16 protein-coding genes are annotated in these 12,352 nt (G+C 65.6%); 14 read left to right on the top strand and 2 right to left on the bottom strand.

Annotated elements, in window-relative coordinates; translation table 11 throughout:
* Positions 1-8: 8 nt before the first annotated feature.
* Positions 9-620: a lytic transglycosylase domain-containing protein gene (locus ACED67_RS03980; protein ID WP_395540236.1), complete on the bottom strand. Its 612-nt coding sequence runs from the start codon at positions 618-620 to the stop codon at positions 9-11.
* Positions 621-908: 288 nt separating this feature from the next.
* Between ACED67_RS03980 and ssb the strand changes: the two genes are divergently transcribed.
* From ssb to ACED67_RS04025, 9 genes are all read left to right on the top strand, one after another.
* Positions 909-1,451, top strand: a complete 543-nt coding sequence (gene ssb, locus ACED67_RS03985; protein ID WP_395540237.1) for a single-stranded DNA-binding protein — start codon at positions 909-911, stop codon at positions 1,449-1,451.
* 46 nt (positions 1,452-1,497) lie between these two features.
* Entirely contained in the window at positions 1,498-2,442 is a 945-nt protein-coding gene (locus ACED67_RS03990) for an acyltransferase family protein (RefSeq protein ID WP_395540239.1), read from the top strand.
* A gap of 78 nt (positions 2,443-2,520) precedes the next feature.
* Positions 2,521-2,874, top strand: a complete 354-nt coding sequence (locus ACED67_RS03995; RefSeq protein WP_395540240.1) for an SUF system Fe-S cluster assembly protein — start codon at positions 2,521-2,523, stop codon at positions 2,872-2,874.
* 97 nt (positions 2,875-2,971) lie between these two features.
* On the top strand, positions 2,972-3,622 hold the full coding sequence (locus ACED67_RS04000) for a hypothetical protein (RefSeq protein WP_395540241.1): 651 nt from the start codon (positions 2,972-2,974) through the stop codon (positions 3,620-3,622).
* Positions 3,615-4,340, top strand: coding sequence for a DUF3307 domain-containing protein (locus ACED67_RS04005; protein ID WP_395540242.1), 726 nt, complete (start codon positions 3,615-3,617; stop codon positions 4,338-4,340). The genes ACED67_RS04000 and ACED67_RS04005 overlap by 8 nt, the downstream gene beginning before the upstream one ends.
* A 24-nt stretch (positions 4,341-4,364) precedes the next feature.
* Positions 4,365-4,724, top strand: a complete 360-nt coding sequence (locus tag ACED67_RS04010) for a HesB/IscA family protein (protein ID WP_395540243.1) — start codon at positions 4,365-4,367, stop codon at positions 4,722-4,724.
* Between the two features lie 122 nt (positions 4,725-4,846).
* Positions 4,847-5,590, top strand: coding sequence for a triose-phosphate isomerase (tpiA, locus tag ACED67_RS04015; RefSeq protein WP_395540244.1), 744 nt, complete (start codon positions 4,847-4,849; stop codon positions 5,588-5,590).
* 62 nt (positions 5,591-5,652) lie between these two features.
* Positions 5,653-6,603 carry a DMT family transporter gene (locus ACED67_RS04020; RefSeq protein WP_395540245.1) on the top strand — a complete coding sequence of 317 codons (951 nt, stop codon included), beginning with the start codon at positions 5,653-5,655 and terminating at the stop codon, positions 6,601-6,603.
* Positions 6,600-7,787: a cytochrome P450 gene (locus ACED67_RS04025; protein WP_395540246.1), complete on the top strand. Its 1,188-nt coding sequence runs from the start codon at positions 6,600-6,602 to the stop codon at positions 7,785-7,787. Before ACED67_RS04020 ends, ACED67_RS04025 begins: the two co-directional genes overlap by 4 nt.
* 61 nt (positions 7,788-7,848) lie before the next feature.
* Here ACED67_RS04025 and ACED67_RS04030 read toward each other — a convergent pair whose 3' ends face one another.
* Positions 7,849-8,310: an Lrp/AsnC family transcriptional regulator gene (locus ACED67_RS04030; RefSeq protein WP_395540247.1), complete on the bottom strand. Its 462-nt coding sequence runs from the start codon at positions 8,308-8,310 to the stop codon at positions 7,849-7,851.
* A 135-nt stretch (positions 8,311-8,445) separates the two neighbouring features.
* On the opposite strand from ACED67_RS04030, the gene cobA reads away from it, so the two are divergent.
* The 5 genes from cobA to ACED67_RS04055 are packed head-to-tail and all read left to right on the top strand — an operon-like array spanning position 8,446 to position 12,303.
* Positions 8,446-9,198 carry a uroporphyrinogen-III C-methyltransferase gene (gene cobA / locus ACED67_RS04035; RefSeq protein WP_395540248.1) on the top strand — a complete coding sequence of 251 codons (753 nt, stop codon included), beginning with the start codon at positions 8,446-8,448 and terminating at the stop codon, positions 9,196-9,198.
* Complete coding sequence (locus ACED67_RS04040; protein ID WP_395540249.1) at positions 9,195-9,503, top strand: DUF2849 domain-containing protein; 309 nt, start codon at positions 9,195-9,197, stop codon at positions 9,501-9,503. The genes cobA and ACED67_RS04040 overlap by 4 nt, the downstream gene beginning before the upstream one ends.
* Positions 9,496-11,163 (top strand): nitrite/sulfite reductase, encoded by a 1,668-nt coding sequence (locus ACED67_RS04045; RefSeq protein WP_395540250.1) that lies wholly within the window; start codon positions 9,496-9,498, stop codon positions 11,161-11,163. The genes ACED67_RS04040 and ACED67_RS04045 overlap by 8 nt, the downstream gene beginning before the upstream one ends.
* The gene (locus ACED67_RS04050; RefSeq protein WP_395540251.1) at positions 11,135-11,902 is read left to right on the top strand and encodes a phosphoadenylyl-sulfate reductase; all 768 of its coding nucleotides are present in this window, start codon (positions 11,135-11,137) and stop codon (positions 11,900-11,902) included. Before ACED67_RS04045 ends, ACED67_RS04050 begins: the two co-directional genes overlap by 29 nt.
* Complete coding sequence (locus ACED67_RS04055; protein WP_395540252.1) at positions 11,899-12,303, top strand: DUF934 domain-containing protein; 405 nt, start codon at positions 11,899-11,901, stop codon at positions 12,301-12,303. The genes ACED67_RS04050 and ACED67_RS04055 overlap by 4 nt, the downstream gene beginning before the upstream one ends.
* Positions 12,304-12,352 lie beyond the last annotated feature (49 nt).

Here is a 12,352-nt window from a genome sequence, read left to right on the forward strand (position 1 = left end):
GCCCGGTCTCAGCCGAGGATCGCCTTGACGTAATTCTGCGTCTCGTCAAAGGGTGGCACGCCGCCATGCTTCTCGACCGCGCCAGGCCCGGCATTATAGGCCGCCAGCGCCAGTTTCCAGCTGCCGAACTTGTCGTACATCATGCGCAGATAACGCGCGCCGCCTTCAAGGTTTTCATTCGGATCGTCGATGTCGACGCCCAGCTTCACCGCCGTGGCAGGCATCAGCTGTGCCAGGCCCGAAGCCCCTTTGTGACTGACCGCACCCGGATTCCAGCCGCTTTCCTGCTGAACCAGACGCAGGAAAAGGTCTTCCGGCACACCATGCTTGGCCGCCGCCGCCCGGGCAACCTCCAGATACTGACCCTTGTAATTGCCGCGATAGGTCGGGACCGTCTCGTCCGATTTCGTGGCCTTGCCCGCCTTGTATTCGGGCGTCAGCTTGACCGAGCCGGAATATTGCTTGGCCAGCTTGCCATCCAGCAGCGCGGTCTGCGACTTGAAGATCGTATTGCGCGACTTGGTGCCGCCGAACAGCGTCAACTGGTCGGCATCGGCAGGCGCAGCCGTCATCAGCGCCGCACCGGCCGCAAGAACAATCGAGAACCTGGGGCGCGTCATGCGGAGCGGCACTTTCTCTGGCGATTGGCAAAAGCAAGATCGGCAGAAGCCCCCGCCCCTGCGCTGCCGCACTATACGGAAAGCTGCCTGCTTTTCCAGCGGGGAATGACCGAAAACGGGCTTCCCTACCCCACCCGGATCGGCGACAGACCGCTCATCGCCCTCACGCGCCAGGCCCCGCCACCCGGATGGCAGCTTGGTTGCAGGGCTTCCCCCGCCCGTGTAAGCCTTTCGTTAACCACGCCGCGCGATGCTGCCAGCGGCATGAGACCAGACAGGGGGACAGATATGGCCGGATCGGTCAACAAGGTGATTCTCGTAGGCAATCTCGGCCGCGATCCCGAGGTGCGTAGCTTCCAGAACGGCGGCAAGGTGGTGAACCTGCGCATCGCCACATCGGAAACCTGGCGCGACCGCAGCTCGGGCGAACGCAAGGAGCGGACCGAATGGCATACCGTTGCGATTTATAACGAAAACCTTGCAAAAATCGCCGAACAATATCTGCGCAAAGGCTCGACCGTCTATATCGAGGGCGCGCTGGAAACCCGCAAATGGCAGGACCAGTCCGGGGCCGACCGCTATTCGACCGAGGTCGTGCTGCGCCAGTTCCGGGGCGAGCTGACGCTTCTGGGCGGCCGCGGCGAAGGCGGCGGCGGTGCCGGGGGCGGCGGCTATGACGACCGCGGCGGATACGACGATTACGGCAGCGGCTCGGGCGGTGGCGCGGGCGGCAGTGGCGGCAGCCGGGGCGGCTATGGTGGCGGTTCGGGCGGTGGCCAGGGCGGTGGCGGTGGCCGGTCCTCCGACATGGATGACGAGATTCCGTTCTAGGGCAGGCTGAACCAGGGCTTCAAGATACAACGAAGCGAGCCCGAACATGGCCGCAGGACGCGCGTACGCGGTCGATCTGCTGAAATTGGCGATGGCGCTTCTGGTCGTGGGCATCCACGCCAATCCCTTCGCCGATCTCGGCCGCACCGCCATTCTTCTGACCGGCGAGGGGTTCTATCGCCTCGCCGTTCCGGTCTTTCTGGTCTTCAACGGCTATTTCCTGCACGCGGCCATCGTCTCTGGGCGCAGCTGGCGGGTGGTGCGCCATGTGCTGGCGCTCTACCTGATCTGGATGGCACTTTACCTGCCGGTCTACTGGAAGCTCCTGATGGGGCTGGAGCCGTGGCGGCAAGGCCTCCTTCTTGCCCTGGGCTATTGGCATCTGTGGTATCTGATGGGACTGGCCATCGCGGCAGCGCTCCTTGTCGCGCTGCGCCAGATCTCTGACCGAGCGCTTTTCGCTCTGGCCGGTTTGACCTGGGCCATCGGAGCGGCCATCCCCTATCTGCGGGCGCTTGACCTCATCAGCATCCCCGACGTCTTCGCCGATCCGCTTTCGCCCAACCGCAACGCGCTGTTCCTCTGCCTGCCCTATGCGGCTCTGGGTCTCCTCATGGCCCGGCAGGACTGGCCCGCGAAGGTCTCGAACCGCGCGGCCGGGGTGGCAGCCCTTGTCGGCATTGCGGCGGTCGTGACGGAATCCCTCCTCCTCGCGCGCCTGCCGCAAAGCGTTTCGCATGACACACTGGCCAGCCTGGCCCTCGCGGCCCCCGCCCTGGCGCTCTGGGCGCTCACGGCGCCTGGCGCGGCGCAGACCCGCCTGACCGCCGATCTCGCCAATGGGCTTTACTTCCTGCATGTCGGCTTCGTGGCGCTTCTCTTCCGCCATACCGACCTGTCAAATCCGGTGGTCTGGCTTCTCGCCGTCGCCGGATCGGTCGTGGTGACCCTTGTTCTTCGCCGCACAGGCCTTGCGCGTCACCTGCTTTAGGTCCGCATCTGGACCTTGGCCGTACATTCCCTATATAATCGGTCAACTACCCACCGCATTGCCGCAGGATCCGAACCCATGGACAGCCAGGTCGAAGGCGCGCCGCTCATCCGGCCCTCCACCACGGACCACCCGCTTTACGACCAGGTGGTCGAGGCCTGCCGCACCGTGTTCGACCCGGAAATCCCGGTGAATATCTATGACCTCGGCCTTGTCTACACGATCGAGATCAGCCCCGAGAATGACGTCGACATCACCATGACCCTGACCGCGCCGGGCTGCCCCGTGGCGGGCGAGATGCCGGGCTGGGTCTCGGATGCCGTGGAACCCATCGCCGGGGTGAAACAGGTCGATGTCCATATGAGCTTCGATCCGCCCTGGGGCATGGACATGATGTCCGACGAGGCGCGGCTGGAACTTGGGTTCATGTAGGGCCGAATCGACCCCTTACGCAAACGTTCTGGCTTGCATATTCGAAAAGCAAACATTTTTCCTTGCATCACAAAGACGCAAGGGAAATACTTTGCACATGACGCAGACCGTAGCCATTCTGACCGGCGATCTGATCGGCTCGACCTCCGCCCCGCCCGCGGCGATCGAGGCTTCGATGACCATCATACGCAGCTGCGCCACGCAAATCGGCCCCCGCACCGATTTCACCCGCTATCGCGGCGACGGCTGGCAAATACGCCTGCTTCAGCCTGCGGATTTTCTCTGGGCGAGCCTGCTGATCCTGTCCCGTTTGCGGGCCGATGACGCCGCCCTTGGCAGCCGCATCGCCATCGGAATCGGCGAGGAATATCCGACGGATGCGCGCGACCTCTCCACCGCCATGGGTCCCGCCTTCACTGCCTCGGGCCATGCGCTTGACGCGATGCCGCAGGGGCGGCTTCTCGCCATGGCGGGCGAAGGGGTCGACAGGTTCCGCCAGCTTGCCCTGACCGTCGCCTCAGAACTGGTCGCCCGTTGGTCGCGCAGCCAGGCCGAAGCCATCGCCCTGAAGCTCGATCCCGCGACGCCCGCCGACGAACGCCTTTCGAACGAGGCCATCGCCCGCCAACTGGGCATCACCCGACAGGCCGTGGATGCCCGCCTGAAGGCTGCGGATTACCCTCTGCTGGATGAGACCATGGCGGCGTTCTTCGCGGCCTACCTCCCGGAAGAGACCCGCCTTGGCTGAGACCCTCGCCGCCCTCCTTCTCGCCCATGTCCTTGCCGATTTCGTGTTTCAGACCGGCTGGATGGTCGCGAACAAGCACCGCTGGCAGGGGCTGGCGGCCCATGGTGCGATCATCCTGGCGACCGCCATCGCCACGACCGGGCTTTTCGCTCTCTCACTGGTTTGGCTCGCGGCGCTCCATGCCGCCATCGACCTTGGCAAGACCCGGGTGCGCGAGGGCCTGACCGCCTATCTCGCCGATCAGGCGCTGCATCTCGTCACGCTTTGCTGCCTCGCCTACTGGCAGCCCCAGCTTTTCGCCAGCGGCCTCTGGGCCAACCTGTCCCTGCTGCCGCCGCTGATGGCGCTTGTCGCCGGCGGCATCCTGGCCACCCGCGCGGGCGGATTTGCCGTGGGCTTCCTGATGGCGCCCCTGGCCAAGCGCCTGCCCGCGACCGTCACCGCAGAAAGCCTGCCCGGTGCCGGTCGGTTGATCGGGTTGATGGAGCGCGGCCTGATCTTCGCCTTCCTCGTCTTGCGCCAGCCCGAAGGTGTGGGTCTTCTGATCGCCGCCAAGTCGATCCTGCGTTTCGGCGCGGTGCGCGATGACCGGGCGCTGTCGGAATATGTCATCATTGGCACGCTCGCCTCGGTCGGCTGGGCGCTGATCGCGGGATATGCCACGCTTGCCTTGCTGACCTCTCTTCCCCCGCTTGGAATTCTGTCCACAAAGCCCTAAATTGGACGCAGAAGGAGAACACGCATGTTCGGCATTCCCGGCAAGGCCGCCATCACCCTGACGCCCACCGCCTCCAGGCACATCGCCCGGTTGATGACGCGCGACGGCAAACAGGGCCTGCGCATCGGCGTCAAGAAGGGCGGCTGCGCGGGAATGGAATACACAATGGACTATGTGTCCGAGGTGAACCCGCTGGACGAGGTGGTGGAACAGGATGGCGCCCGGGTGCTGATCGCGCCGATGGCGCAGATGTTCCTGATCGGCACCGAGATCGACTACGAAACCTCGCTGCTGGAATCGAAGTTCACCTTCCGCAATCCGAACGTGTCCGAAGCCTGCGGTTGCGGCGAGTCGATCAAGTTCAAGGACAGTCCGGCCGTCTGAGCGACCCGCGCCCCGTTTTCGCGCAAAAATCCGTTCCGTTGGCCGTCTTGCGGCCCAAAGCGTTGCCTCTGGCTGCCACGCCGGGCTAGTGTCGCCCCGACACCGAGGGGCAGGAGAACAGGATGCGCAAGCTTGCGGCAGGGAACTGGAAGATGAACGGCATGGCGGCGTCGCTGGCCGAAGTGAAGGCGCTGCTTGCCGCCCATCCCGATCCCGCCTGCGAGATGCTGCTCTGCCCCCCCGCCACGCTGATCGCCCAGGCCGCCTGGGCTACCAAGGGGTCTGCCCTGAAGCTTGGCGGTCAGGATTGCCACCCCAAGGCCTCGGGCGCGCATACCGGCGACATTGCCGCCGCCATGCTGGCCGATGCCGGGGCATCCTATGTCATTCTTGGCCATTCCGAGCGCCGCGCCGACCATGGCGAGACGGATGCGCTTGTCCTGTCCAAAGCCCAGGCCGCCTGGGCTGCCGGCCTGAGCGCGGTGATCTGCGTCGGCGAGACCGAGGCCGAGCGCGACGATGCCCGCACATTGGACGTGGTGGGCAGCCAGTTGGCCGGATCGGTGCCCGAAGGCGCCACGGGGGCCAATACCGTCATCGCCTATGAACCTGTCTGGGCCATTGGCACCGGCCGCACCCCCACCCTGGCCGAGATCGCCGAAGTCCATGCCTTCCTGCGCAACCGCCTGGCTGCCCGCTTTGGCGAGGAGGCCGCAGAGATGCGGCTGCTCTATGGCGGCTCGGTCAAGCCCTCGAACGCGGCCGAGATCTTCGCCATCGGCGATGTCGACGGGGCGCTGGTGGGCGGGGCCAGCCTGAAGGCCGCCGATTTCGGCGCGATCGTCGCGGCCCTCGCCGCGGCATAAGCCCGACACGATCTGTCGCGCCCGGGCCAGACCGGCGTACGCGGCCATGCGACCTGCTGGATATGTCGCTCAATCCCGCCGCCGCGCCGCTTCCTGTCGCCACGCCACCCCGCCTGGGTCCGGTCGGCGCCAATGTGATCTGCCTTCTGTCGATGCTGGTCTGGGCCGCGGGCCTGCCCGCCGCCGATCTGGTCATCCCGCATCTTCCGCCGCTGGTGCTGACCGCGCTGCGCTGCCTGCTGGCGGGCAGCGTCCTTGTCGCGCTCTGGATCGCGCTCGAGGGGCCGCGCGCCGTAATCTCGGCGCCCTGGCGGCGCGGCATGATGGTGGGCGGTGTGGCGATCGGCCTGGCTTCAGTCTTTATCGTCACCGCGCAGGCCGCCACCGATGCCGTCACCGTCGCCGTCGTTTCGGCCACGATGCCAGTGATCGGCATCACGCTGGAATGCCTGCTCGACGGGCGGAAATTCACCCTGCGGCTGGCCCTTGGCCTGCTGCTTTCGCTTGCCGGGGGCGTTATGGCCTTTGCCACCGGCCTGGGCGGGCTGTCGCTTGGCCTTGGCGCCGCCGCCGCGCTCGCCTCGGTCCTGGCCTATACCTGGGGCTCGCGCGCCACGGTGAAAAGCTTTCCCGAACTGACGCCGCTGGGCCGATCGGCTATTACCGTCATGGGAGCTGCGATCTGCGCCAGCGTCGCCGCCCTGCTTCATGCCGCGCTTGGCGCGCCCGCACCCGATTGGGCAGCGATGGGCTGGCGCGAAATCGGCGGGCTTCTCGGTTTTTCGGTCGGCTCTCTGGCGATCAGCCAGCTTCTCTGGATCATCGCCGTGGGCAGTCTTGGCATCGGCGCGGCTTCCATGCATATGAACGCCGTGCCATTCTACGTCATGCTGATCGTCTTCCTGATGAACGGTCCGTGGAACTGGGCGCAGACGGCCGGCGCGGCGGTCGTCGTCCTGGGGGTGATCATCGCCCAGAGCCGTCCGCGCGTCCCCCACGGACCCAAGAAATGACCCTGCCCATCCTGTCCCAAGACCCTGCCGATCCCGACTTCGTCCAGAACCCCTATCCGTTCTATGACCGCGCCCGCAAAACCGGGTCCTTCTTCCTGTGGAAAGAATACAATCTCGTCTGCAGCGGCAACTGGGCGGCCGTGAACGCGATCTTCCGCGACCGCCGCTTCGGCCGCGAGGCGCCGCCGGACTTCGCGCCCGCGATCCCGCCGCATTTGGCGCCCTTCTATGCGGTCGAGGCCCATTCCATGCTGGAACTGGAGCCGCCCCGCCACACGCGCCTGCGCAGCCTTGTCTTGCGCGCCTTCACCTCGCGCCGCATCGCGGGGCTGGCGCCCGAGATCGCGGCCCTGTCGCATGAGCTGATCGACGCCTTCCCCTCGGGCCCGTTCGACCTTCTTGCCGCTTTCGGCCAACCCCTGCCGGTGCGCATCATCGCGCGGTTGCTGGGCGTACCGGAAGAACGCGCACCCGATCTTCTTGCCTGGTCCAACGCCATGGTCACAATGTATCGCGCGGGGCGCAGCGCGGCGGATGAAGTGACCGCGGTGGCCGCGACCGAGGCTTTCGTGGCCTTCCTGCGCGACTATGTCGAGGCGCGCCGTGCCCGCCCCGCAGATGACCTGATCACCCATCTGATCGCCGCCGAGGCCGAAGGCGACAAGCTGTCGACCGACGAGCTGATCTCGACCTGCATTCTTCTGCTGAATGCGGGCCATGAGGCGACGGTGCACACCATCGGCAACGGGATGAAAACGCTCTTGTCGCGGCCCGATGCCGCCGCGCTGCTGATGCCCGAGAAGGTCGAGGCCACGGTCGAGGAAATCCTTCGCCACGACCCGCCTTTGCACATGTTCACCCGCTGGGCCTATGACGACATCGACGCCATGGGCCACCGCTTCAAGCGCGGTGACCAGGTCGGGCTTCTGCTGGGGGCGGCGAACCGCGACCCCGGCCAATGGGAGAAGCCCGGCGAATTCCAGCCTGACCGCCCGGTGAAACCCTCGTCCAGCTTTGGCGCGGGCCTGCATTTCTGCGTCGGCGCGCCGCTGGCCCGGCTGGAATTGCAGATCGCCTTGCCCATCCTGCTGCAACGCTGCCCGGATCTGCGCATGACCGAACCGCCGCGCTATGCCGATGTCTACCATTTCCACGGGCTGAAACGCCTCATGGTGGCGCGGTAAGGGGGGCTCTGCCCCCCGGCCTTCCCCGGAGTATTTCAGGCCAAAATGAAGGGGTGCCGGATCACAGCGGCAGGACGGTGGTCGACTTGATCTCTTCCATACTCAGCAGCGCCGTGACGTTGTAGATCCGCACTTCGGAAATGAGCGCCTGATAGAAGGTGTCATAGGCGCGCGCGTTCTTGACGCGCACTTTCAGGATATAGTCGATATCGCCGGCCAGCCGATGCGCTTCAAGCACTTCGGGCCGCTCTTTCAACGCCTTGAGAAAGCGGCGCTGCCAGTCCGCCTCATGTTCCGAAGTGCGGATCAGGACGAAGAAGCAGGCCTCAAGCCCCAGCGCCTCGGCATCGAGGATGGCGGTGGTGCGGGCGATCACGCCCTGCTCCTTCATCCGCCTGATGCGGTTCCAGACCGGGGTCTTCGACGAGCCCACCTTGCGGGCGATTTCGTCCAGCGATTGTTCCGCATCCTTCTGCAGTTCGGACAGGATTTTCCGGTCCAGATCGTCCAGCGCGGCTGCCATTCCCGAAATCCCCCTTGTGGCGGAACTCTGGTTCCCGCAGGCGAAAGTATCAGAACAATCATCCTTATCTGCAAGGGGGAATGGCGCAGATGCGGGAAAATGTCCTATATTCTGCACAAGCAAAGGGTCCCGGAAATGACAATCAGCCCCCCCATCCTTTTCGTCGGCGCCGGCCCGGGCGCGGCCGAGCATCTGACGCTGGGCGCGCTTGATGCGCTGCGGGCGGCCGATGTGGTGGTGCATGACCGGCTGGTCGGAGCCGAGGTTCTGGCGCTGATCCCCGAAGGCACGCGGCGTGTTGATGTCGGCAAGGAGGGCTTCGGCCCCTCGACGGCGCAGGCCGATATCCATGCCGTGCTGGTGGCTGAGGGCCTGGCGGGGCGCAGGGTCGTGCGCCTGAAGGGCGGCGATCCCGGCATTTTCGCCCGGCTGGACGAAGAGATCGAGGCGATCACCGCCGCCGGGTTGACCTTCCGCATCCTGCCGGGGCTGACCACGGCATCGGTCGCCGCCGCGGCCATCGGCCAGGGCCTGACCCAGCGCGGCCGCAACACCGGGCTGCGCATCGTCACCGGCCATGTGATGGAAGGTTTTGCCGAGCAGGACTGGAAGGCGCTGGCCCGCCCCGGCGAAGTGGCCGCGATCTATATGGCAAAGCGCGCCGCGCGTTTCCTTCAGGGCCGCCTTATGATGCATGGCGCGCGCCCCGAGACGCCGGTGACCATCGTGGAAAACGCCGGCCGTGCCGATCAATGTATCCGCGCGGCGACGCTGGCGAGCCTTGCCGCCTCTGCCGCCGCCGCGACCGGCCCCGCCATCCTTCTTCTCGGCCTCGCCCCGCGCGCGGCCATTGACGCCCTCTCCCAATTGTCCGAGGCCCAGGCATGAGCCGCCGCTACATTCCCAAAGTCATCACCGCCAACCGCCTGCGCGAAGGCGATGTCGTCTATCAGACCGTCGATGACCGCTGGTCGCCCTTTCACCACGAGGCCGAATTGATCGAGGACGAGGCCCATGCCCAGCTTCGGCTGCTGCATGCCTCGGCCCAGAAGCTGCAGGTTGTCGGCGCCTATCTGGCCGATGCCCGGCCCGGCCCGAACGGCCCGGAACCCACCCATTTCCGCGAGGAATTCCGCACCCGCGGCCCCTCGAACTATGCCCATGGCAAACAGGCGGACTATCGCAATGTATGACTATGCCGATTTTGACGAAGCCTTCGTCCGCGCCCGCGTCGCCCAGTTCAGCGATCAGGTGGAACGCCGCCTGGATGGCAGCCTGACCGAGGACGAGTTCCGCCCCCTGCGGCTGATGAACGGGCTCTATCTGCAGCTGCACGCCTATATGCTGCGGGTGGCGATCCCCTATGGCACGATCAATCCGCGCCAGATGCGGCAACTCGCCTATATCGCCGACACCTGGGACAAGGGCTATGGCCATTTCACCACCAGGCAGAACATCCAGTTCAACTGGCCGAAACTGCCCGATGTGCCCGCGATCCTGTCGGCGCTGGCCGATGTGGGGATGCATGCCATCCAGACCTCGGGCAATTGCGTGCGCAACGTGACGGCCGACCATTTCGCCGGTGCCGCCGCGGATGAGATCGAGGATCCGCGCCCCTATGCGGAGCTCTTGCGGCAATGGTCGACCGATCACCCGGAATTCCAGTTCTTGCCGCGCAAGTTCAAGATCGCCATCACCGGCGCGCCGAATGACCGCGCCGTGACCCGCGCCCATGACATCGGGCTGCGGATGGTGCGCAATGCGGCCGGAGAACCGGGCTTTGAAGTGCTGGTGGGCGGCGGGCTTGGCCGCACGCCGCTGATCGGCCAGGTCACCCGCGACTTCCTGCCGGTGGCCGATCTGCTGCCCTATGTCGAGGCGGTGCTCAGCGTCTACAACACGCTGGGCCGACGCGACAACAAGTACAAGGCGCGCATCAAGATCACCCTGCATGAGACCGGGAAAGAAGAGCTTTCCCGGATGATCGAGGAACGCTTTGCCGAGTTGCGCCCGCTGTTCGGCGGCAATGACCAGCGTCTTCTGGACGACATCCGCGCCGCCTTTGCGACGCCTGCCTTCCGCAATGCGCCCGACGGCGCCTATGACGATTTCTACAAGGCCGACCCCGCCTTCCGGTCCTGGGCCGACACCAATCTCGCCCCCCACCGCGCGCCGGGCTATGCCATCGTCACCATCAGCCTCAAGGCCCATGGCCAGACCCCAGGCGATGCCTCGTCCGACCAAATGCGGCTGATCGCTGATCTGGCCGAGCGCTTTGGCCATTCGGAAATCCGCATCAGCCACGAGCAGAACGTGATCCTGCCGCATGTCCACAAGTCGGACCTGCCGGCGCTGCATGCGGCGCTGTCGCAGGCCGCGCTTGCCACGGCGAATGTCGGCCTGATCTCCGACATCATCGCCTGCCCGGGCATGGATTACTGCGCGCTGGCCACGGCCCGGTCGATCCCGATCGCGACGCAGATCGCCGAGCGTTTCCAGGCACTGGATCTGGAGCATGAAGTCGGGCCGCTGAAGATCAAGATTTCCGGCTGCATCAATGCCTGCGGCCATCACCATGTCGGCCATATCGGCATCCTGGGTCTCGACCGCGCGGGGGTGGAGAATTACCAGATCACCCTGGGCGGCGACGGCACCGAGACCGCCGCCATCGGCGACAAGATGGGGCCGGGCTTTGCCTATGATCAGGTTGTGCCTGCCATCGAACGGCTGGTGCGCACCTATCTGGAAAAGCGCGATGGCGCGGGCGAGACCTTCCTGATGGCGGTGCGCCGTCTGGGGCTGGAGCCGTTCAAGGAAGCTCTCTATGGCGAAAGCGCGCGCGATGCCGCGTGATCTTCACCCCGGGCCGGTGGCCGATCGGGTGGCGGCGCTGAATGCGCGCTATCGCCACCATTCGGCCACGGCGGTTCTGGAGCATTCGCTTAAGGATGTCGATCTGGGCCGGGTGGCGCTGGTCTCGTCCTTCGGGGCGGAATCGGTGGTGCTGCTGCATCTCGTCTCCGTCATCGCGCCCGAGACGCCGGTGCTGTTCGTCGACACGCGGATGCTGTTCCAGGAGACGCTGGATTATCAGCGCCAGCTGGCCGAAAGCCTGCCCTTGTGCGACATCCGCACCATCCGCGCCAATCCGAAAAAGCTGGATTTCGAGGATCCCGACAATACCCTGCACCAGTTCAACACCGACAGCTGCTGCAACCTGCGAAAGGTCGAGCCGCTGGAGCGCGCCCTGGCAGGCTTTGACGGCTGGATCACCGGGCGCAAGAGGTTCCAGAATTCCGAACGCGGCACGCTCGACTTCTTCGAGAATGAGGGCGATTTCCGGATCAAGGTGAACCCGCTGGCCCATTGGGGCCGCGAGGATCTTGAGGAATATATCGTCAACAACCGCCTGCCCCGGCACCCGCTGGTCGCCAAGGGCTATCCGTCGATCGGCTGCGCCCCCTGCACCAGCCCGGTGAAACCCGGCGAGGATCCGCGCGCGGGACGCTGGCGCGGGCAGGACAAGACAGAATGCGGAATTCATTTCATCGACGGCAAGGCCGTAAGATTACCGAAGGAGAACGCGGCATGAGCGTTATCGTCACCGATACCGGCTTTGCACCGGCGCCCGCGCGCGACATTCCGGCGCTGGCCGACTGGACGCCCGGCGTCCCGGCGCTGGATCTGGCCCATACCGACGATCCCGCAGCGCTTGAAGGCCGTCTGGATGGTATAACCCTGATCCGCGTGGCCTTTCCGGCCTTCAACGACGGCCGTGCCTTCACCATCGGGCGACGGCTGCGCATGGTGGGCTATACCGGGCAGCTTCTGGCCATCGGTCCGGTGATCGCGGACCAGTATTCCATGCTGCGTCGGGTGGGCTTTGACGGGGCCGAGATCCCGGACGAGGTCGCCGCGCGCCAGCCGCAGGACCAGTGGCTCTTCCGCGCGAACTGGAAGGCGCATGACTATCAGGCCCGGCTGCGCGCCTGACGCATAGACCTGTCCCCGGAAATATTGTATGCGTGCAAATGAAATTTGC

The sequence above is a fragment of the Neotabrizicola paludis genome, from assembly GCF_044142105.1.
Classification (GTDB): Bacteria; Pseudomonadota; Alphaproteobacteria; order Rhodobacterales; family Rhodobacteraceae; genus Pseudogemmobacter.